Origin of the sequence: Methylotuvimicrobium sp. (assembly GCF_050611805.1) — a bacterium.
In the GTDB taxonomy this organism is placed as follows: Bacteria; Pseudomonadota; Gammaproteobacteria; order Methylococcales; family Methylomonadaceae; genus Methylotuvimicrobium.
This window is the reverse complement of sequence record NZ_JBNGHF010000032.1, coordinates 1-25,415: the sequence shown is the minus strand read 5'-3', so window position 1 is coordinate 25,415 and position 25,415 is coordinate 1. Positions and strand designations below refer to the sequence as shown.

The following is a 25,415-nucleotide window of genomic DNA, read 5'->3' as shown; positions in this document are numbered from 1 at the left end:
TTATTTGTTGAATTGTATCATTATCGCGCAGATGCGCTGAGGCGCAGAGAGTTGATGGTTAAAAACAAAAAGATCGTTCCATATGAGATGAAGACCGTAAAACAAAATGTCTGACGCAACCCTACCAACATCTCGTATTCTTACTTTCTCCGCGCCTCTGCGCGAGATAATTAAATCTATAGCGCCCGCTCGATCGCCGATAATACGTCAGCGGCAGCAGGTAAGCCCGAATCGCGCAATTTTTTCAGACGTATCGCCACAACACTATCGGCACGATAAGCGTGGCCGGCATGATCGATACCCGGCGTACCCAATGGAATGTAAACATCCGGTTCTTTATCGAATACCATGCCCGAACGGCCTAAGACAATGGTCGGCACATCGGTAACAGGCGGTATTGCTTTGCTATTGAATGCTTGCACCCACAGCAAAGCATCGCCCTCACCGTTCTCGAGCATTGCTCTACTATCGTACAAATAAGGATCGTATTCGGGGTAGCCTTTAGCATAGTTAATCCGTGCCGGATAACCGGAAATCCATCCCGCAACCTGACTGGCTGTCAGATCGCCTTCCTTGCCGCTCAACGGCAATCCGGAACAACGGCTTCCCTGATCGTTGATATCCTTGATCAGCTCGCAAACCGATTGGACAGTAAGTTCTGCTTGATCGAAAGCCAACGCTGACGCTGCCCAAGTCACGACGCCGTATTTCGCAGCTTGCAAACGCTCGGCCACGGTCTGCAAATCGGAAACTTTAATACCTCCTACCGAATCGGCATCGATCTTATGTCCCTTGACTAGGGCCCTCAATACCGCTACGACGTCGGGTAAATCGGCATCGGCACAAGTCAATACTTGCGCTTGCTTACCATTTGGCGAAACCTGAGCAGTGCCGGAGGGCGCCTTGCCCAAATAAATCACCTCTCGGTTAGCGGTATCCTCCAGAAACATCGACTCCTGATTCCAAAGATAACGCTCGAAAAAACGCGGCACGAAACTTTCCAAATCCTTACCGAACACCAACAGTAAATCGCACCGATTCTTAACCTCGGCCAGCGTTGTCGTCATCCAGCCGGAATCTTGCATTGCCAGATAATTACGTCTTGCCGCATTGAAGTTCATCTGATCGACCACGGCGCCGCAGCGGTCGGCCAACGCCAGCAACGCGCGCATACCGTTGACATCGGTCGCACAACCTCCGATGATCGGCTGACTGGAATCTTGTAATATTTCAACGGCTTTAGCCACAGCATGCTCAAGAGCGACTTGCTTCCCGGCGACTCTGGGCTTAAAGTCGGTAATGACTTGTTCAAATGCAGGGGTATTGACCGCGCAGCCGTTGCTTAGAACCTTCAACGACAAACCGTCGACACTAATTGTCAGATCATCGGTTCCAATACCGCAAAAAGGACTGGGCACTTCGGTAATTTCAGTCACGCGCTTTTCCTCTTTATATCTTTAATTGATTTAGATTTAGCCATGCCGATTAAACGATTAACGCGATACGACACTACAGTAATAGCAAGCATTTTAACCCGAAATAACCGCACTGTCCCGTTTCACCCGGCATTTCCCGCTTAGAATTTTTCATTCATCCTGTATAGACAGCCATTAGATCCAGAGCCCGACAAATCAATCAACTTTAGAAAGCACGACATAACCTCACCATTATCTGGTTAAAATCTTCTTGAATACTTTTTCGAACCTTCATTATCGAGTTACGTTAAAATATCGATCGAAATTACGAATACTCATTGCAGATTACGGCGGTCTCACAGTATAAACCCACCGTCCTTCAATTTTCGGCAGTGTCTAAGGAGGCACAGGGGTGCCTGGCAAAGGCTTTGCCAGCATGGTTGCTGGCACAGAGCCTACATGGACGTATTCACGGCGTCCTTTGACGGGCCCCCGGTGCCGAATTTTGATCTGCGATGGGTAGATCATCGCATAAGTATTCCTGATCAACCTAACGTCTTCAATTCGGCAAAGGGTACCGCATTATGTTTAATAAAATCTCACTGGCACTTAGCGTCACCCTATTATTGAACGCTTGCGCCACCAGCCCGACAGGCAGAACGCAATTCGCATTCATGCCCGATACCCAACTCAATCAAATGGGGCTTCAGGCTTTCGACAGCTTAAAAAAAGAAACCCCGATTAGCAGCAATCAGAGGCACACTCAATTTGTTACATGCGTATCCAATGCGGTCATCCGGGAAGTCGGAGGCAATTGGGAAGTCGTCGTATTCGAAGACAACAGCTTGAACGCCTTCGCCTTGCCCGGTAATAAAATTGGTGTGCATTCAGGCATGGTCAACTTCGTCGACAATCAAGACCAATTGGCATCTATCATCGGTCATGAAATCGGTCATGTTTTGGCAAGGCACAGCAATGAACGCGTCTCGCAGCAAATGGCGGTCAGCTCCGGTATGGCCTTGATCCAAGCCGTCAGCGCACCGCAAACCGCAATGGGTCAAACGGCTCTCGGACTGCTCGGTGTCGGCGCCCAGTACGGCGTGCTATTGCCCTACAGCCGACTGCATGAAAACGAAGCCGATAAAATCGGCCTCGACTTGATGGCCAAGGCCGGTTTCGACCCCCGCCAAAGCGTTATACTGTGGCAAAAGATGGCGCGAGCCGGCGACGGTCAACAACCGCCGGAATTTATGTCTACACACCCCGCACATGCCACTCGAATTCAAGAATTGCAAAATGCCATGCCAAGAGCATTGGAAATTCAAAAACAAGCAGTCGCTCAAGGCAAACAACCTCGCTGCAGTAAATAATGAATCCAAATTTAAAGCATCTACAGCCTTACCCGTTCGAAAAGCTAGCTCGGCTCAAGCAAGGCATCGTTCCGCCTGCCGATAAAGCCCACATCGCGCTGTCGATAGGCGAACCCAAACACATTACGCCGCACATCATTCAAGAAGCGCTCATCACGCACATGCATGGTCTATCGGCTTATCCATCGACGCGCGGATTGCCGGAACTCCGGCAAGCGATGGCCGAATGGATCGCGATGCGTTTTAAAATACCGGTCGATTTACTCGATCCCGAAACACAAGTACTACCGGTCAACGGAACCCGCGAAGCCTTGTTTTCGTTCGCGCAATGCCTCGTCAAACCGAGCGAAAAACCGTTGATCTTGATGCCGAATCCGTTTTACCAAATTTACGAAGGCGCGGCTTTACTAGCCGGAGCACAGCCCTATTTCCTGAATACGACCGAGGAAAACGCTTACCTACCCGACTTCAACACTGTTCCCGAATCGGTTTGGCATCGTTGCCAGTTGTTGTATATTTGCTCGCCGGGCAATCCGACCGGTGCGGTCATCCCTCAAACACAGCTGGAACATTTGATCGAATTGGCCGAGCGCTACGATTTCGTGATTGCGTCGGATGAATGCTACAGCGAAATTTATGCCGACGAAAATAACCCGCCAACCGGACTTTTGGAGGCGGCTGTTGCGACCGGCAACACAAAGTTTAAGCGTTGCGTGATCTTTCATAGTCTATCGAAGCGCTCGAATGCGCCGGGTTTGCGATCAGGCTTCGTTGCCGGAGACGCGGAAATTCTGCAGCGTTATTTTCAATACCGCACCTACCATGGCTGTGCGATGCCGGTACCGACGCAACATGCCAGCATAGCAGCCTGGCGCGATGAAGCGCATGTCGTCGACAACCGTCAGTTATACCGGGAAAAATTTAGTGCATTCAAAGACATATTATCCGAAGCTACTGCCGTTACCATCCCTCCGGCAAGTTTCTATATATGGCTAAAAACTCCGGTATCGGAAATTCAATTTGCACAACAGCTGTTTGCATCCGAAAATGTAACAGTCTTACCGGGCAGTTATTTATCCAGACCGTTCAACGAATCCGATCCCGGACGGAATCACGTCAGGATAGCCCTAGTGGCGCCGATCGAAGAATGCATCAATGCCGCAGAGCGCATTAAAAATTTCATTCACACGCTATAAACAACGGAAAATCATGTCAGAACTAGAAAATATTATTAATACCGCCTTTGAAAACCGTGCCGACATCACACCGGTCAACGTTTATCCCGAATTGCGCGAGACGATAAAAGAAGCGATCAATCTACTCGACAGCGGCGAAGCCCGCGTCGCTGAAAAAATCGACGGCGAATGGGTCGTTAACCAATGGCTCAAAAAGGCGGTGTTATTGTCGTTTCGCGTCAATGAGAACCGCGTCATGGACGGCGGCGTCAACCGTTATTACGACAAGGTCGAAACCAAATTCGCGTCTTATACGCCGGACGATTTCGCCAAAGCCGGCGTACGCGTCGTACCGAACGCGAATGCTCGCCACGGCTCCTACATCGCGCCCGGAGCGGTATTAATGCCCTCTTACGTCAACATCGGCGCTTATGTCGACAGCGGCACGATGGTCGATACCTGGGTCACGGTCGGATCGTGCGCGCAAATCGGTAAAAACGTACATTTATCAGGCGGCGTCGGCATCGGCGGCGTGCTTGAACCTTTGCAAGCGGGACCGACCATCATCGAAGACAACTGTTTCATCGGCGCACGATCGGAAATCGTTGAAGGCGTCGTCGTCGAAGAAGGCTCGGTCATTTCGATGGGCGTTTACATCGGCCAAAGCACCAAGATCTACAACCGTATTACCGGCGAAATCACCTACGGCCGCGTACCTGCAGGATCGGTCGTCGTACCAGGCAACTTACCTTCCTCGGACGGCAAATACAGCCTATACTGCGCGGTGATCATCAAGCAAGTCGACGAAAAAACTCGTAGCAAAACCGGTATCAACGAATTGCTGCGCGATTGATTCGCATTTTGCCTGATACGCATTACCCCGTTCCCACGCCCCAAAGGCTGCGAAAGTATTGGCGGATGCAAGACACCATGAAGGACATGAAGGGGCAATATTCAGCCCCCTCTTCGAAAAAGACGACCGCATGGGTGCAGGAGGTAGGGCAACGCAGAAGCAGTTGCCGAGGGGCTAAAGGAGATTTTTTTGAATACATCTTCTGCGGGACGGGTTATTTAACCCGTCCCAAACGTTTCGGTTTGCCCTAAACATTTCGACTGACTTCGGTCAAATTCGAAAAGCTTCCGCTCCTGCTCACGCCCCTTACCTACATCCATGCAGGTAACGTTTAGGACGGGGTTACAAACCCCGTCCCGCTAAGAAGCGTATATACCTTTAGCACTTCAAATTTCGGAAGTGCCTAAAGAGGCGCCGGGGTGTTCGGCCGAATTTTGATCTCCGATGAGTATATTACCAAGTCGACAATGCCGACATAATCAAACATTTTGCTGATCGTTGATTCTTACCGCACCTTGAACAAGGTACGCGATGCGTACCCTACAAAATTTTAACTCTTAACCAACCACACCTCGACCATGACAGAAAATTTATCCAACGATGCCGTTATCTACGCAATGCTTTCGATCAACAGCGAAATTGCCATACAAAAAGATTATCTCGATTCGCCGGAACTGCCGGTAGACGAAAAAGAATACGAAGAAGAAACGCTCGCCGATCTCGAGCAAGCCTTGATGGAGTTCATCGAGCTGTATAAAAACCGCCTTAAAGCGGATAAAACCCTGCCTAGCCTAGATGAGCTGTTATATAGCGAATTATAAACCCGACCTATGCCTACACTTTACGGAATCAAAAACTGCGATACGATCAAGAAAGCCCGAAAGTGGCTCGACAAAAACGGTATCAACTACCGCTTTCACGATTACCGGGAAGACGGCCTGACGACCGAATTGCTGAAAAACTTTTTGGCTCGAAGCGACTGGCAAACATTGCTCAACCAGCGCAGCACCAGTTGGCGGCAACTTGATGCGGCACAAAAATCCGACCTGGACGAAGACAAGGCTTTAAAATTGATGCTCGAAACGCCGACACTGATCAAACGCCCGGTGCTCGAAAAAGACGAAAAGCTGCTTGTCGGTTTCAAGGCTGAACAGTACCAAGCTGAATTTTTACTGTGAAAGTTTGTAGATTTGGGTTCTTTATCTAATATTCAACACAATACCGGTTCCGGAGAGGGTGCGGCTGCTCGACCGGCAGGCGTCGGCGGCAGGGAAAGCCGCCGTCGAGCCTACACGGACGTATTCACGACGTCCTGTCGGGCGAGTGACCGCACCTTCCCCACCAAAGGACTTTCATTTACCGGGGTGATGGCTAGGCCTTCATGAACGTTAGGTTGAAAGCGATCTTGGGTAAGAGCGTGATGCGGGTTGACCATTTTTAGCTTGATGCTTATGGCTTGTTAACCCCTTCCTGCATAGGTCCTACATAGGAATCAAATTCGCAAGCACAAGCTTGCCAACTTCGATAACCTTGAGCTACTCGCATTGCATTCCCAAAGCAAAGAACTTGGAAAGAAAACGCCCCGCTCAATAACAACGAAATACGCTACAAAACCTGCCGTACATAAATCATGAACGATCCATTGGAATTACTTAAAAACTTGATCAGCCGCCCATCGGTCACGCCCGACGACGCCGGATGCATGGAACTGCTTGCCGAACGCCTCGAGAAAACGGGCTTCCGCGCCGAATATCTCGATTTCGAAGATACCCGGAATATTTTTCTGAAACGCGGCGAAGACAAACCGCTGTTCATTTTTCTTGGTCACACCGACGTCGTGCCAACCGGCCCGATCGAACGCTGGCATTCGCCGCCGTTCGAGCCGACGATAAAGGACGGCAAACTCTACGGAAGGGGCGCGGCAGACATGAAAAGCGGCATCGCCTGTTTCGTCACTGCAGTCGAACGCTTCATCGAAAAACACCCGGATCACCGAGGCTCAATCGCGATCATGCTAACCAGCGACGAAGAAGGCCCCGCGACAAACGGCGTCGTCAAGGTCATTGAAACCCTGGAACAACGCAACGAGAAAATCGACTGGTGCCTGGTCGGCGAACCATCGAGCGACAAAAAGCTTGGCGACCTCATTCGAGTCGGTCGGCGCGGCTCGCTGTGCGCGAAACTGACCGTACACGGCATACAAGGCCATGTCGCCTACCCAGAAATCGCCGAGAACCCGATTCATCGTTTCGCCCCGGCACTCAAAGAACTAACCGAGGAAATCTGGGATAGAGGCAATGCATTCTTTCCACCGACCAGCTTACAAGTCTCGAACTTCAACGCCGGCACCGGCGCCGAAAACATCATTCCAGGCAGTATCGAGGTTCAGTTCAACCTGAGATTCAGCACCGAATCAAACGAAGTTAGTATCAAAAGGCGCACGCAAGCCATTCTGGATAAATACGATTTAAAATATGATTTGGAATGGCGATTGTCGGGAAAACCTTTTTTGACCGACAAAGGCGAATTGATCAATGCGGTACACGCCGGGATCTATTCGGTCACCGGTTTCGAACCGGTCGACGATACCGGCGGTGGAACCTCGGACGGACGTTTCGTCGCCCCCACCGGCGCACAAGTCGTCGAACTCGGACCGATCAACGCCACGATTCACAAAATCAACGAAAACGTCGACCTTAAAGATTTGGACACTCTGACCGATATCTATCACAACATACTGGTTGAATTGATGATATAAACTCGGAGGGTAGCATGCCCGAAATCAAACTACCCGGACCAATGCGCATGGTCTGGGGAAGCCTCGGCTGTTTTTGGCTAGCGGGAATGATAAACAAAGGCTTTTATTCGTTCCGGTACTAATTATTATTAACGGAGAGACGCCTAGCCAAATGAGAAAACTGCAGAAAGCCCCTCGCACAGAGCCATCCGATTCATCAGCCGCATAGACTCCAAGCGAATATCTCACGGATTTACTTCTGTGGCTTGCTACATTATCTATCTTTAGGATTTGGTCGCAAATAACTTCCCTATTTTAGGGAAGGGTCGGTTGCTCGATTGGCAGGTGTCGGCGGCAGGGCAGATTTTTGCTCCTCGGCAATTGCTCCTGCATTGCCCTAATACACGCCATCCATGGCGTAATGCAAAATCTGCATTCATGCCATCCATGGCAATCAGATTCCGCCGTCAAGCCTACAAGGATGTATTCACCCAGCACCTAAATTCCATAGCTCATTGGCTATGGTTAACTACCTTTGATAATTTAGGTGCTGGGTTCACGACATCCTGCCAAGCGAGTTACCGAACCCTCAACAAAGCCCATAGCTCCAGGACGTTATTTATCACGAAATCCTAAGTCAATTTTACGATAGCAATAACGGCGGACACGGTTAAACCTAACGACCAAAACATAAACCGATCCATGCGTCGGGTAATAGCGGTTAAATGCTTGTCCATTTGTTCAAAACGCTTATCGACTTCCTCAAAACGCTTATCGACTTGCTCAAAACGTTTATCAATTTGCTCAAAACGCTTATCGACTTGTTCAAAACGATTATTCATATCGGAACGCATTTCTTCAAAACGTTTATCGACTTGCTCGAAACGCTTTTGAGTCATCTCAAAGCCTTGCATCATCAACTCTCGCTGATGTTTAAGCTCCTCCTCGACACGAACGATACGCTCACGAAGCTCAAGCTCATAACGTACATTCGCATTAACCACTTCCGGACGCGCCGCAATACTTTGATCGATGAGTTTTTGTATTTGTATTAAATCTTCTTGGGCGAGTGCCATCTTAATGGCTCCATAAAAAACAGTAAGTAATAGCGGATATACTAGCCATAACGCTTTGGTAAAACAACTTCTTGGGTGAATGACTGAAATTTCCAGTTTGAACATGTTCACGCAGTATACTGCACTGGGCTTTATGGAGACCTTGGAACTGGTCGAACTCAAAGGCGAGTTAAAAAAGAAAATCAACCAACTGCTCAAATTCGATGTGCTCATCATCGACGAGTTGGGCTACCTGCCGATGAACAAACAAGGCATGCACAACCTGTTTCAGTTCATCAACGCGCTATACGAATACCGCTCGGTGATCCTGACCACCAACAAGGAATTTACCACTAGGGCGAGTTTTTTATCGATGACAACGTCGCCGTGCCCATCGTCGACCGCATCATCCACCATTCACATATTTTTATGCTCGGAGGGGAAAGTTATCGACTCAAATCAAAGCTAAATCAAGCATCGTAACCCTGGAAAAGTGGCTCAATTTTAATGGCCAAAACTGGCTCAATTCTGTTGGCCATTGACAAAGACGAAAAAGGCATTTGGCACTATACCGACAAGGCGCCCGACCTACGTCATCCGTAATGATTACGGCGACCTGGTACAAGTGGAAGTCGCTTTTGTCGAGCACGAGAATACTTTGAGCAATCCGGCGTTGCCGCATCGCTTTATCGTGCCTATCAAGGCGGAACTGTCAGAGCGGACAGGTTTCTTGTCTGTCTTCTTAGTTTTAGCCCTATCCTAAGCTTTGCTTTTTTAATAAATTGGTATATTGCCTACAGCTTTAATTTGCATAGGGGCTTGCTAATGGCAATGATTATATTTGATAAGCATAAGTTTGTTCGCAAATTGCAAGAGGCGGGCTTTGATCAAAAGCAAGCAGAGGGATTGACCGAAGCAATACGCGCGGCAATTGACGAATCCGAACTGGTAACTAAAAAGATTAACAGGTTAAGCTTGCGCCCATCAAAGTCGATCTGAATCTTCTCAAATGGATGATGATTGCACTCATCGCCCTTGCGATTGCCAATTTCTCCAAGCAATTTTTATAATCACTCCCTGGAAATGTCTATCGAGGACAGCCGCAAAGCCTACTACTTGTAGAAGTTATTTTGCGCATATCCTTAAGCCCGTTGCAAACGCTCCGGAATCACCGTAAAAAATTGTTTGAAATGCGGCATGAAGCTGATTGTTATCGGTATCGAGAACAAGCAATAAATCGCCGCCGCCTCGCCAGTCGACACGCCGAATAGCCATTGCGGCATCAGCAAGGTCATCAAGGCCATGACGCAGTGGTAGGAAGCCATCTTCCAATTGTCGGGCCAAATATACCCGCTCAACGCCAAGGCGAACAATGATCCATGGGTTACGAGCAAACCGAAAGCACTCGGTATTGCATAACCTATGTGATAAATCCCGCTATAAAGACAAGCCACTTTGTTACCGATAAAGTTCGGCTCGATTCCGAATAATTGCCACTCCTTAGGCAGGAAATTAAAGATGAGGAATAACGAACTCAAGGTCGCGCTAAAGTAGAACGCTTTTTTGAGTGCTTCTTTATCGGAGGAATAACTTGCCAATGCCGGCATAATCGCAAATGCCTGCAGGCTGATGTGATAAGTCGATAATTCGCTGAGGAAAAGATTTGTGCCGTAACCGCATTGATCGGCAACCGGGTAGGCAAAATATTGAATGAATTCCATCAGTGAAAAATGCAATATTGCGTAGGCTCTGGCCAATCTCACCGGCAGAGTTTCGCTCTTATCTAAAAAAGTCACGCTAGAAGCAGCCAGGCCTAACACGCCCAGACCCAAAGACATATTCGCACTAAAACACATGATCAGTCCGCCATTTAATCGGCAACACGAAGTTTATTATTAAAACCTAAATGCAATCGCTTGGTTGCCGTATCCGAAAAATATCGGCAAAACGCGTAAAATATCCATTTACGCATGAATCGCCGCCCGTAAATGGAAGGATTTTAACAGACTGACGATAATGATGCTTGAGGGAATATCGATTCGAAAAAGTCTCCAGTCCCTGATGTATCCCCACAAAACGCTCGTTCCCATGCTCTGCGCTCATCGTTATACATAAGTCAAAAATTACTGTTTTGCAATCTTAGCTAATGAGGCTTCGATACCATTTTTTGTCGCCCAACGTTCCCGACTTTCCCTCACCTAGCGTTAGGTGAGGGAAAGCCACTGATGTTCAATATCCGCAGATTTATCAAACAGCACCGTTTCCAGGTATACGACGAACTCTGTTTAGCAAGTTTACCGATACTTGTGTATAACGGCGAGTGCTCTGCGTGGGAATGCCGCTTTAGACGCTCTGCGTCGACTGCAGCGGGCAATCGGATTAAGAAACTTAGAGAATGTATCGTTGCTCTTGTCGGGATTATCGACCTCTGGGGACGCAGAGCGTCCCGGGATGCATTCCCACGCAGAGCGTAGGAACGATGAAAAAAATCAATATATCTATCAATTTTCAGCCATAGTAAATTGTTTTATTTGGCTATTTCGTGGGGATACCTCAGCTCCAGCCCCCCCTTGTAACTTTATAGGGAGACTGGAGAGGCTACATCGTCTGATGAAAAGCCGTTACTCCGAGGCGAGGTAATGAGCCGACCCCATCGGGCCTTCATAGTTTATACCTTCGCGAAAAAAAGCCAAAGGGTTCGCTGCGATGTCTCTCGCAGCCAAAAACTGTGCATAATAATTACGCGACGCGAATCCGAAAATCGGACTGTTGTATCGTTCGACGATTTGTTCGAAATCGTGGCCAACTTGATTTTGTGCACGCGACATTCCGCCGATTCCGTGATTATAAGAAGTCACCGCAGTCGGCCAATCGTTGAGTTTGTTGTAAGCATACTTTAGATAACGAGCCGCGCCATGAGCCGAGGCGATCGGATCGTGCCGCCGATCGGGTCTGTTTTTACCCGGCATAAATGTTTCGGCGGCTCCTTTCGTAAACTGCCACATGCCGACCGCGCCGGCGTGAGATTTTGCGGAAGCTTGAAATGACGACTCGACATGCGGCAAATAGGCGAAATCCTCCGGCAAATTATATTCGCGGAAAATTCTTCTAAATTGCGCATCATAACGACCGCTGATCTCCATGCCGCGTTTAAAGCGTTCTTTAATGCCGCGTTGCGAACGTAATCTTTGACTGGCCTCAGGCAAAATCTCATGCAAATTGCCTTGGCTTTGGATTCTGGCGACGATTTGTTTATCGACTTGGTTTAGCGGAGCTTTAGCTCGCAATTTCTTGTCTAAATCACTCAAGCGATTTTTCCAAAATGCTTTGCGCTGTTCGATCATCGTTTTTTGTTGGTTAGTCAAGCCTTCGCCGACATTGCCCGGTAACCTCATCACTTCATATATAACGCCCATAAAACGATCATCATGAAACGCGACTTCCGAACGATGCCATACGCCATAAGTCTTACGCCAAAAATCGACCGCTGGCTCCAATGATGGCGGTCTAGGAAATACGCCCTGTTCCTTTTGCGCGAACTTTGCGGCTATAGCCGGTTTATAGGTCCACTGAGAGCCGATAGAAACTCTTGGCGTAGTCGCCGGTTTAATTTCAACATGCCGTGAAGGAGAACTGCTGCAAGCCGGCAGCAATACCATTGCCGCGGATAATAATGAAATGACAAGAGTTTGTCGTTGCATAACCAATCACCAAAAACTATTTTTTAAAAGACAAAAGATTCGTAATTATTCAAATCCCCCTATCCTTCTCACGCAGAGCGTGGGAATGATAATTGCCGGGGGACTGAATAGTTACAAAGATTCTTCAGGAATCATTCAAGGAACCGTAACAAAAGCGTTAAGCTTTATTTAAGGATAGTAGGCGGAAATTTAAATTTCTACTCTTTTAATGGCAATCTTAGCTATTTATTTTTTCGAGAATCGGAATCAAAATATAGCGATGCTAGCCCGCTCTTTCGCCACGACACTTTATATATTTATTTCAATTACTTACGCCTCAACACAGAATGTCGCAGCGGTATCGTAGGAAATCCTTATATCCTTACCGAATCAATAATCATGCCGGCAATAATTGCCGAACTTCGAACCCAAAAATACGCACAAAATAATCTCCCCAAATGGTTTCCTCGCCCTGCGCTCATGTAATTATTCACACTCCCTATCGTTCCCACGCTCCAGCGCTCGCCGTTATACACAAGTATCGGTAAACTTGCTAAACAGAGTTCGTCGTATACCTGGAAACGGTGCTGTTTGATAAATCTGCGGATATTGAACATCAGTGGCTTTCCCAAACCTAGCGTTAGGTGAGGGACGACGAAGGCGTCGCTCCCACAAGGGGGGCGGATGCTCTGTGGGAGCGATCGCCAGATCGCGATTTCGAAGTCGGGAACGTTGGGCGACAAAAAATGGTATCGAAGCCTCATTAGCTAAGATTGCAAAACAGTAATTTTTGACTTATGTATAACGATGAGCGCTCCAGCATGGGAACGAGAATGGCCGTCGGACTGAATACTCACGCCCTCATCGTTACACATAAATTGTACGGTACGCTGCGCGTACCAAAGCCGTGCCCTGGCGGTTCGGTTAGCACATGAACATCGCGGGGCTACCATGGTACGCACAGCGTACCCTACGCGGATCACCTAGCGTTAGGTGAGGGAGACTCGAGAGTGTTAAATGACAATAAAGGGTATGTCGAAGCTCTCGAATCGCCTTGGACGGGTTGAATCACTCACCCCGAACGAAGTATTCGGTATAATAACCTGCTTTCTCATTTTTTACACCCGAGCCTCAGCATCTATGTCTTCGATTGTGCAATTCTGCCGCCGCCTTGCCGATAAAATCGACCTGCTTAACGAATGGATCGGAACGACTGTATCCTGGCTAACGTTGTTCATGGTCGTGGTAACGTTTACGATCGTCATGCTTCGTTATGCGTTTAATTACAATTCGATCGCCATGCAGGAGTCGGTTTCCTATATGCATGCGCTGGTGTTTATGTTGGGTGCGGCCTACACCTTGAAAACCGGCGCCCATGTCCGGGTCGATATTTTTTATCAACGCCTTGGCAAATCGGCCCGTGCCTGGATCGATTGCTGCGGCGTTGTATTGTTATTACTGCCGGTTTCAGGATTTATTCTTTACAGTAGCTGGGATTATGTCGCCGAATCTTGGAAAATCTTCGAAAGCTCGAGTAATTCCGGCGGCCTTCCCGGCGTATTCTTGATCAAAAGCACTATTCCATTGACCGCTTGCCTATTAATCCTGCAAGGTATTTCCATGTTCCTCGCTAACTTAATGATTGTCTTGGGTCTCGATCTCTCGAATGAGCCCGGCTCAATAGAGGCCCATGAAAATGGATAATATGATGGCTCTATGGATGTTTGCCGCGGTTTTTGTCGTGCTATTAAGCGGTTTTCCGGTCGCCTTTGCATTGAGCGGCACCGCGCTGGCATTCGCGGGACTGGGTTTGTTGCTGGGCAATTTCGACATGGCATTTTTAAACGCATTGCCGAACCGTCTGTACGGCATCATCGGTAATGAAACGCTGATCGCGGTACCGCTTTTCGTGTTCATGGGCGTCATGCTCGAACGGTCGCGCATTGCCGAAAGCCTTTTAGAAGCAATGACTAATTTGTTCGGCACCCTGCGCGGCGGCCTTGGCATCGCGGTAACTTTGGTCGGCATGTTGATGGCGGCAAGCACCGGCATCGTGGGCGCTACTGTAGTCACGATGGGCCTGTTGTCGCTACCGACCATGCTGCGCAAGAATTACGATCCGGCCGTGGCCTGCGGCACGATTTGCGCTTCCGGCACATTGGGTCAAATTATTCCGCCGTCTATCGTACTGGTTTTGCTCGGCGATATCATTTCCACCGCCTATCAGCAAGCTCAACTCGACATGGGGGTATTTGCTCCGGAATCGATTTCGGTCGGCGACTTATTTGCCGGCGCGTTACTGCCGGGACTCGGCCTAGTCGCACTATATTTAATCTATATTGCCTTGCTGGCCTGGCTGCGTCCGAATTTGATGCCGGCCGCGGAACAAAACGCCCGGCTCGAGTCGGGCTTTTATCGGAGCCTGTTGTTTAGCCTGGCGCCGCCGTTAGTATTGATTCTCTCGGTACTCGGTTCAATCATAGGCGGTTTGGCTACGCCAACCGAAGCGGCATCGGTCGGCGCTTTCGGGGCCATTATTCTGGCTATCGCAAAAAGCGAATTGAATTTAGCCACATTGCAGGAAGTCATGCGCAGCACTACGCAAACCACGAGCATGGTATTTCTAATCCTGATCGGCGCGGCCTTGTTTTCGTTGGTATTTCGAGGGTTTGAAGGCGATGAACTGATCGTTAACCTGCTCTCGGACTTACCGGGCGGCCAATTCGGCGCCGTATTCAGCGTGATGCTGGTGATGTTTTTTCTTGGCTTCGTATTGGATTTTATCGAAATCACCTTCGTCGTGGTGCCGATCGTCGGCCCGATACTGTTGGCGATGGATATCGACCCGGTGTGGCTCGGCATCATGATCGCGCTAAATCTGCAAACGTCGTTTTTGACGCCGCCATTCGGTTTCGCGTTATTTTATCTGCGCGGAGTGGCTCCGTCCGAGGTTTCGACCGGTCAAATCTATAAAGGCGTGATGCCTTTTATCGCAATTCAGCTTATCATGTTGGCCGTTTTGGCTTATTGGCCGCAGCTGGCCACTTGGCTTCCTACTCAGATTTACAACAATGCACTATGAATTATTCCAAACTTTTAATCGCTCCCTTTATCGCATTATTGATCACTGCCTGCGGACAAACCGGACCGCTTTATTTGCCGGACGGGCCGGCGCCTATCCATGTCCCGAAAGAGCAACCGACCGATATTGAAACTGAAGAAGACTGACAACATGGATTTTTTTAATTATAAAAGCGGCGAATTGTTCGCTGAAGACTGTCCGGTACGGGAAATCGCCGCTACTCATGGAACCCCGTGCTACATTTATTCACGCGCCACGTTGGAACGACATTGGCATGCTTTCGACCGTCCCTTCGGCGACAAGCCGCATTTGATCTGTTATGCCGTCAAGGCCAATTCCAATCTGGCGGTGCTGAATATTTTGGCTCGATTAGGATCGGGTTTCGATATCGTTTCGGCCGGCGAACTCGAACGCGTCTTAGCCGCAGGGGGCGATCCGAAAAAAACTGTGTTTTCAGGCGTTGGTAAACGCAGCGATGAAATCCTAAGTGCGCTGAAGACCGGTATCCGTTGTTTCAATATCGAGGTCGGCGGAGAGCTGGATAGAATCAATGAACTGGCAGGCCGACTCGGCGTTAAAGCCCCGGTTTCGTTCCGTGTCAACCCGGACGTCGATGCGAAAACCCATCCTTACATCTCAACCGGCTTGAAAGAAAACAAATTCGGCATTGCGATTGAACAAGCCTTGCTTGAGTATCAACGGGCTGCGGCTATGCCGAATATCGATGTCATCGGCATCGACTGCCATATCGGTTCGCAATTGACCGACACGACGCCCTTTCTGGACGCATTGAGCCGGATACTTGATCTTGTCGTCGACCTAAAAAAAATGGGAATTACCCTGCACCATCTGGATCTCGGCGGCGGTCTCGGCATCCGTTATCGCGACGAACAACCGCCGGAACCGGCCGATTATGTTGAAGCCTTACTCGATCGCTTAAATCAATCTGAGCTGACTAATGATATTGAAATCCTGCTTGAACCTGGCCGGGCCATCGCCGGTAATGCTGGCATTCTAGTCACGCAAGTCGAATATCTTAAAACCACGGTCGACAAAAATTTTGCCATTGTCGACGCGGCGATGAACGATTTAATCCGCCCTTCGCTCTACAGCGCTTGGCAGGAAATCATTCCGATTCAAAGCCAAAGTTCGGCGGATGAAAATCATTGGGATATCGTCGGCCCGGTCTGCGAAACCGGGGATTTTCTCGGCAAAGACCGCAAATTGAGACTCTCGCCCGGCGACTTGCTGGCGGTGCGATCTTCCGGCGCCTATGGCTTTACGATGAGTTCCAACTATAATTCAAGACCGCGCGCCGCCGAAGTCATGGTCGATGGCGGCGATTGCCACCTGATTCGCGAGCGGGAACCCCTTACGCATTTATGGACTGGCGAACAATTACTGCCTTAACCGGAAAATAACACCCATGATCGAATTCACCAAAATGCATGGACTCGGTAACGACTTTGTCGTGATCGATGCCATCAATCAAAGCATTTCATTACAGGCCGAACAAATCCGCACCTGGTCGGACCGGCATTTCGGCATCGGCTTCGATCAATTATTATTGGTCGAAAACCCGGTTAGTCCGGATGCTGATTTCAAATACCGTATCTTCAACGCTGACGGCAGCGAGGTTGCACAATGCGGCAACGGGGCGCGCTGCTTTGCGAAATTCGTCCTCGAAAAACAATTGACCCATAAAGACGAAATCCGTGTCGATACCAATGCCGGACAATTATTGCTGAAGCTTAACGCGGACGGCATGATCACGGTCAACATGGGCATCCCTAAACACAAGCCTGAAGAAATCCCGCTAAAGACACAGCATGAAGCGAAGTTTTACAGCGTCATCGCCAATAATATCGAAAGAGGTTTTGGCGCGGTTTCGCTAGGCAACCCGCATGCCGTGCTTCAGGTTCACGACATCAAGCATGCGCCGGTCAATGAGTTAGGACCTTTACTGGAAAGCCATCCCGATTTTCCCGAACGCGCCAATATCGGTTTTATGCAAGTCATCGACCGCGGCCATATTAAGCTTCGCGTTTATGAGCGAGGAGCTGCGGAAACACTCGCCTGCGGCAGCGGCGCTTGCGCCGCCGCGATCATCGGCATCGAACAAAATTTACTCGACCATAAAGTCATCGTCGAATTGCCCGGCGGATCATTAACAATAAATTGGCCGGGGAGAGGACAACCGGTATTGATGACGGGACCCGCCGTTTCGGTTTTCGAGGGACGTATCTTATGATGAAAAAACAAGCATTCAACACACTGACAGACAAACAAGTTGAAGCCTATTTGCAGGCTAACCCCGAGTTCTTCAACGATCACCTTAATCTTCTGGAAAGCATGACGATACCGCATCCGAGCGGCGATGCGATTTCGTTGATATCCAAACAACTGGAAATTTTCAGAGTCAAGCATCAGGAATTGGAAAGTCAATTAACCGCGCTGATTGAAATCGCCCGCGACAATGACACGTCGTTTAATCGCATGCATAAACTGACCTTGGCATTGCTCGACGCCGCGACGCTCGACGAAGCCGTCGCGAATCTCGAACATGTGTTCGTCGACTTTTTCATGACCGATTTCGTGGCCGTGCGTATTATTTCCGAATATGAGCAAACGCCGATTGCCAATTTATTTATCGCGCCTAACGACCCCAACCTTCAGCACTTCGCACCTATTCTGAGCAGCAGCCAGCCGAAATGCGGACGCCCCACTCTCGCACAAGCCAGAGTCTTGTTCGGCGATGAGGCATCGGAGGTTAAGTCCTGCGCGATCATTCCCATGTCGTTCACCCAACTCGAAGGCATTGTTGCGATCGGCAGCCGCGAAGACAACCGCTTCCATTACAGCATGGGTAATTTATTTTTGACCCAAATGAGCGAAATTATTGCCACACGGTTGATTTCGTTGCTTCACCAATCGGAACATGACTGAAGACGCGCTGACTCAGTTAACTAGCTTTTTAAGCTACTTGCAAGCGGAGAAACGCTTGTCCGACCATACCGTCGAAGGCTACCGACACGACTTGGAAAGACTGCGCGATTTTTGTGTCGAACACGACATTGAAGAATGGTCGGCAATTCACACTAGCGATATTCGCACCCATATCGCCTCGAGGCACCGGCGAGGACTCGGTAGCAAAAGCCTACAACGCGAATTATCCGCGATACGCAGTTTGTTCAGATATTTGCTAAAAAAAAACCTTGCCACGCTAAACCCGGCCCAGGCGGTCAAAGCGCCCAAGCAGGATAGAAAACTCCCCAGCGTACTCGATGTCGATCAAGTCACAGGTTTCCTTGAAGCCGATACCGATTCTTGGCTGGAAATCAGAGATCAAGCGATTTTCGAATTATTTTATTCCTGCGGCCTGCGTCTTAGCGAATTAACCTCGCTCAATCTAGTCGATATCGATTTAGCCGATTGCAGTTTAATCGTGCAATCGGGAAAAGGCGGAAAATCCAGACTATTACCGATTGGCAGTAAAGCCGTCGAGGCATTGAAAAACTGGTTGCCATTACGCACCGATTTTAATCGCGGCGATGAGCCTGCGCTGTTTTTATCGGCCAGAGGCAGCCGACTCGCACAACGTAGCGTACAACAAAGATTCGAAAACTGGTGTCGAAAGAAAGGGATCGCCGAACATATTCATCCGCATATGCTGAGACACTCCTTTGCCAGTCATTTACTCGAATCCAGCGGCGACCTTAGAGCCGTTCAGGAATTACTCGGCCACAGCACGATCGGCACAACGCAAATTTATACCCATCTTAATTTCCAACATCTTGCCGAAGTTTACGATCAGGCACATCCTCGCGCTAAAAAAAGAACGCCTTGATCCGGATTTTGTTAGCGAGCCAACGGCTATAAAACCTGTTATTATTAGAGCAATTTTTAAAAAATGCTGATCACTAAGGATACCGGAAATGTCTGAAAACGATTTACCACAGAACACACCATATAAAGGGATCCTCTGGACGCTTGGTGTCATCGGATCCGCGATTTTAGTTTTAATGCTAATTCTCTCAACCTGGTGGAGTCAGGAACCCGATCCGTTCAATGTTTATGACGAAGCGATAGAACGCTCCAAGGTAGATGACACGTCCGATATTCCCGTCGGCTATGTTTACGCCAACACCTTGGCGCATATCGCCGAAGTTTTGCTACATAAACCCGGTGGCTATATCACTAACGACGCTGCGCCTCCGGGCATATTCATGGATAACATGCCTAGCTGGGAATTGGGGGCCTTGGTCATCTTGCGCGACGCCACGACCGCATTACGCAATCATTTCGCGCGTGATCAGTCGCAATCAGCCGAAGACCCCGACCTCGCGATTGCTGAGCCCTATTTTTACTACGAGCGTAATTCCTGGGCGCTTCCTTCGACCGAAGCGGAATATCAAAAAGGCATCGATGCTTTGCACAACTATATGATCCGTCTTCAAAAACCGACCGGCGAAAAGCGAGCAAGATTTTATTCCCGAGCCGACAATCTTTGGCAGTATGTCGAGATCGTAATTAAGCGTCTAGGAGGTCTATCGACACGCCTATCCGCCAGCAGTGAGCATACTTATATTCGCGAAATGACCGTACAGATCACCGAAGATTCGAAAGTATCAAGACTCAAAAGGGAACATGCCACAACCGAACCATTAACCCGAACAAGTTGGCTAGAGGTCGACGATATCTTTTGGGAAGCACGCGGTGCGTCCTGGGCTCTTTTGCATATTCTTAAAGCGATCGAACACGATTTTAGAGCCATTCTGATCGACAAACGAGCAATGAATACCGTTGACATTATGATCCGAGCATTGGAAAACTCACTACAACCAATTATGAGCCCGATGATTCTCAACGGCAGTGGTTTCGGTCTGTTTGCGAATTATTCATTGACGATGGCTAATTATATCGCTCGGGCCAATGCCGCCGCATTGGATTTACGAGACATCATGAACCGCGGGTAAAAAACATGAAGGAACAACTCAACGAAAACCTCAAAAAACCGAACACCTGGAAAAGAATCGCCTTTATGTTGGTATTCGCAGTCATTGCGGGATTAGTCAGGGTATTGTTGTGGGCGGTGATATTGCTGCAAATCGCATCCACGCTGCTGACCGGCTTGGCCAATAAGAACATTCTCGATCTTGGGAAAAAGCTGGCAGCCTATCTGTATCATATCGTACTGTTCTTGACCTTCAACACCGATCGAATGCCCTTCCCTTTCGCCGACTGGAATGAGACCGAAACCTTGGATTTACCGTCTCACCGAGAAGACCAAGACTGACTCGCATCAACGACCATGGAAGCCGCTCGTAAAATCATCCACATCGATATGGATGCATTTTTTGCCGCGGTCGAGCAACGCGATTTTCCGCAATACCGCAATAAACCTTTGATCGTCGGCGGTCCGCCGGGGTCTCGAGGAGTGGTTTCAACCTGCAGTTATGAAGCCCGTCAATTCGGCATCCATTCGGCGATGCCATCGTCAACGGCACATCGTCTCTGTCCTCATGCAATCTTCGTCAAACCCCGTTTCGAAGCATACCGAGAAGCGTCAAACAGCATCCGCAAAATCTTTGCCGACTATACCGACTTGTTCGAACCCTTATCGCTCGACGAAGCCTATCTTGACGTTAGCCAATGCAATCGCTGCAAAGGCTCTGCGACACTCATTGCGAAAGACATCAAGGCAAAAATCAAACAACAGACCGGACTGACCGCTTCCGCCGGCGTTTCCTATAACAAATTTCTGGCAAAAATAGCCTCCGATCTCGATAAACCGGACGGCTTGTATTTAATCACGCCCGACAACGGCCCAGGGTTTATCGAAACCCTGCCTATTGGAAAATTTCACGGCATCGGCAAGGCCACCGAGAAAAAAATGCATGAGCTAGGCATTTTTACCGGCGCCGATTTAAAAACGATACCCCTCACCTCTTTGCAAGATTATTTCGGTAAAGCCGGCTTGCATTATTACCATATTTGCCGAGGCATCGATAATCGCCCGGTCAATCACCAACGAATCACTAAATCGATCGGTGTTGAAGTCACTTTTCAAGAAGATCTCGATAACCGGGAGACTCTATTGATACAGTTGCAAAGTCTGCTGAACAAAGCGCTCGGCAAGGCGAAAGAGAAAAAACTGGCGGCGTATACCCTAACGATAAAAATAAAATATAGCGATTTTGTGCAAATCACGCGTAGCCGAACGCTTTCGAAAGCGATCACCGAAAACTTAAATGCTCTACCGCTGTTGGAGGACTTATTGAAAACAACACCAACCGACCGACGTAAGGTCCGCCTACTGGGTGTCGCCTTGTCATCGCTCGCCTCGCCCAACTGCAACCGACAAATCGATTTGTTCGAACAATTTCACTAATTTAAAATTTTAACGATACGCACCCCACAGCTCATTAAGGATTTGGTCGTAAATAACTCCCCTATTTTAGTAGCGTAGGTCGGGTTAGCTCTAGCGTAACCCGACATTTTGTCCATCGTTTTGTCGGGTTACGGCTCCGCCTAACCCGACCTACTCGGCTCATTAAGCCGTTCATTCGGATTCGGCTTCGAACAACTCTTTCAAATAACGGTACAGCTCCCGCGAGGATTTTGGCGGCCGCGCTTCTGCCGCTTCTTTCTGAGCACTGCGCATTAATTGCCTTAACAATTGCCGGTCGGTTTGCGGATATTCGTCGATCAATTCGGTCAAGGCATCTTGACCTTCTGAAATCAATCGATCGCGCCAACGCTCGACTTTATGATGCTCCCTCGCCGCATGTGCACTCTGGTTTTTAATCCGAGCTAATTTTTCTAAAATCGGCTCGACATCCAGCTTTCTAAGCAACCCGCAAATAAATTTCAACTGCCTTTTTCTGGCACCTTTCGGCGGCATCCCAACCGTGCCGATAACGGCCTTGTGCAATTCCTCCGGCAATTCCAAAGCGCTCAATTGCGCCGTCGATAACCCGACTAATTCTTCCCCCAGGTCAAACAACACGGCAATATCGCGTTTGATCTGGGATTTGTTAGGCCTCACCGCATAGTATTCGACTTCATCGTCGAACTCTTCGTATTCCTGATATTCTTCAATCATTTCAAACCATGGCTATTAAAAATAATACAAATAGTACAACGAATCCCAGCGGTAACAATACCGCTTTCCAATCCGTTTCGGCATTTTTACTGCGTTCTAGGGATGCTTTGACACCTGGCCCCATCCAAAATAGCACCAGCAGCACTAATGCTCCCAGTATCAAGCTTTCTGTCGTCGACAAGTTTTCCATATTGACCTCTTTTTATTTTTTGATAGCAGTTAACAGTCAGCGGTAAGTAGATCTCATTTATTGTTACTGCTCACTATTCACTATTTACTAATCATTGCCGACCGTTAACTACAATTCCAAGTGCCGTCTTCCAAATCATGGTTTTCCGCTCCAACGACATCGCCGCATAGGCTGGACTTGTTGAAGGTACGCGCTGATATTCAAGATAATTGAAACGGCTATTCAATATCGGCAACACATGCTTACGATATAAGCTCTCCGCCGCGCCACCGTTAAACAATACTCGCTTTATATCCCGATGTTGCTCAAAAAAACGATTAAAGTCGTTTATTTTTATCGAACCGACATCGATGTTTGCATCCGCACTGCCGGGCCGATAACAGGTCTGCAAGACATCCCACACTGCAAGATGATGTTCGATTAAAATGCGGCTGCGCTTTCGATAATCCAATTCCGGCCCGGCGCCGAACAATTGTCTCATGATTGGCCAAAACGCATTCCGAGGATGTCCGTAATATTCGCCTTTCGACAACGATGCGACACTAGGCATTGACCCTAAAATCAACACTTCCGCCGATTTCTCGGCTATCGGTGGAAAACCGTCAACTATCATGCAAACCTTGTCAGTCGTAAAAAACAAACCGTCATTTTCGGGATTCCCGCTAATCTGCGATAATGATCGATTTTATACGAGATCCAGCGCCCATGTGGTTTAAAAATCTATCCGTTTACCGTTTTACAGAAGACTTTACTTTAACGCCGGCCGAATTCGAAGAAAAACTCGAACAAATGCCATTTCGCCCTTGCGCGGCTCAACAAGAAATGAGCTTCGGCTGGACTGCTCCGCTCGGCAGAAACTCTGAGCAACGGGTTCACTCCACCAACGGCTTCATGATGATATGCGCAAAAGTTGAAGAAAAAGTGTTGCCCGCCGCCGTGATTAATGAAATGGTCCTGGAAAAGATTCAAGAAGCCGAGGACCGCGAAAACCGAAAGCTTAGTAAAAAAGAACGCACCGCGATCAAGGAAGAAATCTGTTTCGAACTGCTACCGCGAGCCTTTACGTTTTCGCGTAAGACGTATGCTTATATCGACCCCAAAAACGGCTGGCTGATCGTCGACTCGCCATCGGCTAAAAAAGCCGAAGATTTAATCAGCAATCTACGAAAATGCCTGGGCTCGCTACCGGTTGTGCCGCCGATAACTCAGGAGAAACCTGTCGCAGTCATGACGCGCTGGCTGATGACGCAAGACACGCCGGGCGATATTACGATCGAAGACGAATGCGAATTACGCTCGCCCGGCGATGAAGGCGGCATTGTACGTTGCAAACGCCACGATTTAAGTCTGCCCGAGATCAAAAACCATCTCGATACCGGCAAGCAAGTCATTAAACTAGCCATCAACTGGGCGGATAGAATTGCTTGCATCGTGGACGAAAACTTGAGTATAAAACGCTTGAAGTTTTTAGATTTGGTTCAAGACCAGGTAGCCGATATCGAAATCCAAGACGAAGCCGAACAATTCGATGCCGATTTTTCGATTATGTCGCTGGAACTCTCGACCTTCCTACCGCGTCTTATAGAATTATTTGGCGGCGAGCATAAATCATGATTATTCAAAAAGCAAAACTTGCGGTTATTGCGCTAATCTTCGCTTCAAGTAGCGGTATACACGCCGCCGAATTCGACCTACCAATAACTCCTGGCGACAGCCTAATCGGCGATCGCCTGGAAGGGACCGATAAACATCCCCAACCGCACTTTTATACCGTCGCTGCCGAGGAAGACACGCTGTTAGACATAGCCAGGCGCTTCTACATCGGTCAAAATGAAATTTTATTGGCCAACCCCGCCGTCGACCGCTGGCTACCCAAGGAGGGGACCCAAGTTAAGATACCTAATAGTCGCCTGTTACCCAATGCGCCTCGAAAAGGAATCGTGATTAACTTGCCTGAATACCGAATGTATTACTACCCGCCAAACAAGAGCCGCGTCGTCACGTATCCGATCAGCATCGGCAGAATTGACTGGAAAACGCCGCTCGGTAAAACCAGAATTTCCGCCAAAACAAGAAATCCGACCTGGACTCCGCCGGAATCCATCAAAAGAGAGCACGCCGCGCGAGGCGATATTTTACCGAATGTCGTCCCGGCCGGCCCTGACAATCCGCTAGGTCTCTATGCAATGCGACTCGCCATACCGGGTTATCTAATTCATAGCACCAACAAACCTTTTGGAGTCGGTATGAGCGTAACCCATGGCTGTATTCGGATGTTGCCGGAAAATATCGAGCAATTATTTCCAAACGTCCCGGTCGGCACCGATGTCCACATCGTCAACCAACCGACAAAAGTCGGCTGGCTCGATGACTCGCTCTATATCCAGGTCTATCCGAATTTGGAAAAAACCGAAATCAGCTATGAAGACCGGCTGGAGCAGGCGCTGGAATTGATTATTCGCGCGAATAACAACCAACTTCCTGTCATCGAAGGCGCCGCGCTTAGAAAAGCGCTCGAAGAAAAAAACGGTCGCCCCGTTATGATTTATAAAAAACCGGCGCCCAAAACAACTTCGCATTCTGCCAAGGCAGCGCTCTAAGAATTCTGTTATACCCCAAGCCTCGCAGGACGAGGTTTGTAACCCATACGCGTCAAGTTAAAAACAACCAACCTGCATCCCGCTCTTTCCCAAGCTCCAGCTCTCGCCGTTATACACAAGTATCGGTAAACTTGCTAAACAGAGGTCATCGTA

Annotated in this window: 26 protein-coding genes and 1 pseudogene; 20 read left to right on the top strand and 7 right to left on the bottom strand. The window is 48.7% G+C overall.

Annotation, left to right across the window (positions count from 1 at the left end; genetic code table 11):
- Nucleotides 1-176: 176 nt before the first annotated feature.
- Nucleotides 177-1,436, bottom strand: coding sequence for a formylmethanofuran dehydrogenase subunit B (locus tag ACRJJO_RS15075; RefSeq protein WP_431066503.1), 1,260 nt, complete (start codon nucleotides 1,434-1,436; stop codon nucleotides 177-179).
- Between the two features lie 563 nt (nucleotides 1,437-1,999).
- Here ACRJJO_RS15075 and ACRJJO_RS15070 point away from each other — a divergent pair.
- From ACRJJO_RS15070 to dapE, 6 genes are all read left to right on the top strand, one after another.
- Nucleotides 2,000-2,785, top strand: a complete 786-nt coding sequence (locus tag ACRJJO_RS15070; RefSeq protein WP_431066502.1) for a M48 family metallopeptidase — start codon at nucleotides 2,000-2,002, stop codon at nucleotides 2,783-2,785.
- Entirely contained in the window at nucleotides 2,785-3,981 is a 1,197-nt protein-coding gene (dapC, locus tag ACRJJO_RS15065) for a succinyldiaminopimelate transaminase (protein ID WP_431066501.1), read from the top strand. Before ACRJJO_RS15070 ends, dapC begins: the two co-directional genes overlap by 1 nt.
- 13 nt (nucleotides 3,982-3,994) lie before the next feature.
- On the top strand, nucleotides 3,995-4,813 hold the full coding sequence (dapD, locus tag ACRJJO_RS15060) for a 2,3,4,5-tetrahydropyridine-2,6-dicarboxylate N-succinyltransferase (RefSeq protein ID WP_431066500.1): 819 nt from the start codon (nucleotides 3,995-3,997) through the stop codon (nucleotides 4,811-4,813).
- A gap of 578 nt (nucleotides 4,814-5,391) precedes the next feature.
- On the top strand, nucleotides 5,392-5,634 hold the full coding sequence (locus tag ACRJJO_RS15055) for a hypothetical protein (protein WP_014147745.1): 243 nt from the start codon (nucleotides 5,392-5,394) through the stop codon (nucleotides 5,632-5,634).
- Between the two features lie 9 nt (nucleotides 5,635-5,643).
- Nucleotides 5,644-5,991: an ArsC family reductase gene (locus ACRJJO_RS15050; RefSeq protein WP_431066499.1), complete on the top strand. Its 348-nt coding sequence runs from the start codon at nucleotides 5,644-5,646 to the stop codon at nucleotides 5,989-5,991.
- A 452-nt stretch (nucleotides 5,992-6,443) separates the two neighbouring features.
- Entirely contained in the window at nucleotides 6,444-7,571 is a 1,128-nt protein-coding gene (gene dapE / locus ACRJJO_RS15045; RefSeq protein ID WP_431066498.1) for a succinyl-diaminopimelate desuccinylase, read from the top strand.
- Nucleotides 7,572-8,182: 611 nt separating this feature from the next.
- On the opposite strand, the gene ACRJJO_RS15040 is transcribed toward dapE, so the two are convergent.
- Nucleotides 8,183-8,626, bottom strand: coding sequence for a hypothetical protein (locus ACRJJO_RS15040; protein ID WP_431066497.1), 444 nt, complete (start codon nucleotides 8,624-8,626; stop codon nucleotides 8,183-8,185).
- 115 nt (nucleotides 8,627-8,741) lie between these two features.
- On the opposite strand from ACRJJO_RS15040, the pseudogene ACRJJO_RS15035 reads away from it, so the two are divergent.
- Together ACRJJO_RS15035 and ACRJJO_RS15030 are read left to right on the top strand one after the other, a co-directional pair.
- A pseudogene (locus tag ACRJJO_RS15035) lies at nucleotides 8,742-9,088 on the top strand (ATP-binding protein); the annotation flags it as partial.
- 342 nt (nucleotides 9,089-9,430) lie between these two features.
- Complete coding sequence (locus ACRJJO_RS15030; RefSeq protein ID WP_431066496.1) at nucleotides 9,431-9,604, top strand: hypothetical protein; 174 nt, start codon at nucleotides 9,431-9,433, stop codon at nucleotides 9,602-9,604.
- Nucleotides 9,605-9,747: 143 nt separating this feature from the next.
- Here ACRJJO_RS15030 and ACRJJO_RS15025 read toward each other — a convergent pair whose 3' ends face one another.
- Both ACRJJO_RS15025 and ACRJJO_RS15020 read right to left on the bottom strand, forming a co-directional pair.
- Nucleotides 9,748-10,461, bottom strand: a complete 714-nt coding sequence (locus tag ACRJJO_RS15025; protein ID WP_431066495.1) for a DUF5765 domain-containing protein — start codon at nucleotides 10,459-10,461, stop codon at nucleotides 9,748-9,750.
- A gap of 765 nt (nucleotides 10,462-11,226) precedes the next feature.
- The gene (locus ACRJJO_RS15020; protein ID WP_431066494.1) at nucleotides 11,227-12,306 is read right to left on the bottom strand and encodes a lytic transglycosylase domain-containing protein; all 1,080 of its coding nucleotides are present in this window, start codon (nucleotides 12,304-12,306) and stop codon (nucleotides 11,227-11,229) included.
- 1,119 nt (nucleotides 12,307-13,425) lie between these two features.
- Here ACRJJO_RS15020 and ACRJJO_RS15015 point away from each other — a divergent pair.
- The 10 genes from ACRJJO_RS15015 (at nucleotide 13,426) to dinB (ending at nucleotide 21,758) form a co-directional block, all read left to right on the top strand.
- Nucleotides 13,426-13,989 carry a TRAP transporter small permease subunit gene (locus ACRJJO_RS15015; RefSeq protein ID WP_431066493.1) on the top strand — a complete coding sequence of 188 codons (564 nt, stop codon included), beginning with the start codon at nucleotides 13,426-13,428 and terminating at the stop codon, nucleotides 13,987-13,989.
- Nucleotides 13,976-15,367 carry a TRAP transporter large permease gene (locus ACRJJO_RS15010; RefSeq protein ID WP_431066492.1) on the top strand — a complete coding sequence of 464 codons (1,392 nt, stop codon included), beginning with the start codon at nucleotides 13,976-13,978 and terminating at the stop codon, nucleotides 15,365-15,367. Before ACRJJO_RS15015 ends, ACRJJO_RS15010 begins: the two co-directional genes overlap by 14 nt.
- Entirely contained in the window at nucleotides 15,364-15,513 is a 150-nt protein-coding gene (gene lptM / locus ACRJJO_RS15005) for an LPS translocon maturation chaperone LptM (RefSeq protein ID WP_431066491.1), read from the top strand. The genes ACRJJO_RS15010 and lptM overlap by 4 nt, the downstream gene beginning before the upstream one ends.
- Before the next feature lie 4 nt (nucleotides 15,514-15,517).
- Nucleotides 15,518-16,777, top strand: coding sequence for a diaminopimelate decarboxylase (gene lysA / locus ACRJJO_RS15000; protein WP_431066490.1), 1,260 nt, complete (start codon nucleotides 15,518-15,520; stop codon nucleotides 16,775-16,777).
- A gap of 16 nt (nucleotides 16,778-16,793) precedes the next feature.
- Entirely contained in the window at nucleotides 16,794-17,618 is an 825-nt protein-coding gene (dapF, locus tag ACRJJO_RS14995; protein WP_431066489.1) for a diaminopimelate epimerase, read from the top strand.
- Nucleotides 17,618-18,313, top strand: a complete 696-nt coding sequence (locus ACRJJO_RS14990; RefSeq protein ID WP_431066524.1) for a DUF484 family protein — start codon at nucleotides 17,618-17,620, stop codon at nucleotides 18,311-18,313. Before dapF ends, ACRJJO_RS14990 begins: the two co-directional genes overlap by 1 nt.
- The gene (gene xerC, locus ACRJJO_RS14985; RefSeq protein ID WP_431066488.1) at nucleotides 18,306-19,214 is read left to right on the top strand and encodes a tyrosine recombinase XerC; all 909 of its coding nucleotides are present in this window, start codon (nucleotides 18,306-18,308) and stop codon (nucleotides 19,212-19,214) included. The genes ACRJJO_RS14990 and xerC overlap by 8 nt, the downstream gene beginning before the upstream one ends.
- A gap of 88 nt (nucleotides 19,215-19,302) precedes the next feature.
- Nucleotides 19,303-20,343, top strand: a complete 1,041-nt coding sequence (locus ACRJJO_RS14980; protein ID WP_431066487.1) for a DUF2333 family protein — start codon at nucleotides 19,303-19,305, stop codon at nucleotides 20,341-20,343.
- A 5-nt stretch (nucleotides 20,344-20,348) separates the two neighbouring features.
- A complete protein-coding gene (locus ACRJJO_RS14975; protein WP_431066486.1) occupies nucleotides 20,349-20,663 on the top strand; it encodes a DUF4389 domain-containing protein in 315 nt (104 codons plus the stop codon).
- 15 nt (nucleotides 20,664-20,678) lie between these two features.
- Nucleotides 20,679-21,758: a DNA polymerase IV gene (dinB, locus tag ACRJJO_RS14970; RefSeq protein WP_431066485.1), complete on the top strand. Its 1,080-nt coding sequence runs from the start codon at nucleotides 20,679-20,681 to the stop codon at nucleotides 21,756-21,758.
- A 171-nt stretch (nucleotides 21,759-21,929) separates the two neighbouring features.
- On the opposite strand, the gene yjgA is transcribed toward dinB, so the two are convergent.
- The 3 genes from yjgA to ACRJJO_RS14955 all read right to left on the bottom strand — a co-directional run bounded on the left by yjgA (nucleotide 21,930) and on the right by ACRJJO_RS14955 (nucleotide 23,275).
- Entirely contained in the window at nucleotides 21,930-22,472 is a 543-nt protein-coding gene (yjgA, locus tag ACRJJO_RS14965) for a ribosome biogenesis factor YjgA (RefSeq protein WP_431066484.1), read from the bottom strand.
- 1 nt (nucleotide 22,473) lies between these two features.
- Nucleotides 22,474-22,662: a hypothetical protein gene (locus tag ACRJJO_RS14960; protein WP_141900164.1), complete on the bottom strand. Its 189-nt coding sequence runs from the start codon at nucleotides 22,660-22,662 to the stop codon at nucleotides 22,474-22,476.
- 91 nt (nucleotides 22,663-22,753) lie between these two features.
- Nucleotides 22,754-23,275: a DNA-deoxyinosine glycosylase gene (locus tag ACRJJO_RS14955; RefSeq protein ID WP_431066483.1), complete on the bottom strand. Its 522-nt coding sequence runs from the start codon at nucleotides 23,273-23,275 to the stop codon at nucleotides 22,754-22,756.
- 92 nt (nucleotides 23,276-23,367) lie between these two features.
- On the opposite strand from ACRJJO_RS14955, the gene rdgC reads away from it, so the two are divergent.
- Together rdgC and ACRJJO_RS14945 are read left to right on the top strand one after the other, a co-directional pair.
- The gene (gene rdgC / locus ACRJJO_RS14950; RefSeq protein WP_431066482.1) at nucleotides 23,368-24,276 is read left to right on the top strand and encodes a recombination-associated protein RdgC; all 909 of its coding nucleotides are present in this window, start codon (nucleotides 23,368-23,370) and stop codon (nucleotides 24,274-24,276) included.
- On the top strand, nucleotides 24,273-25,262 hold the full coding sequence (locus ACRJJO_RS14945; protein WP_431066481.1) for a L,D-transpeptidase family protein: 990 nt from the start codon (nucleotides 24,273-24,275) through the stop codon (nucleotides 25,260-25,262). Before rdgC ends, ACRJJO_RS14945 begins: the two co-directional genes overlap by 4 nt.
- The last annotated feature ends 153 nt before the right edge of the window (nucleotides 25,263-25,415 follow it).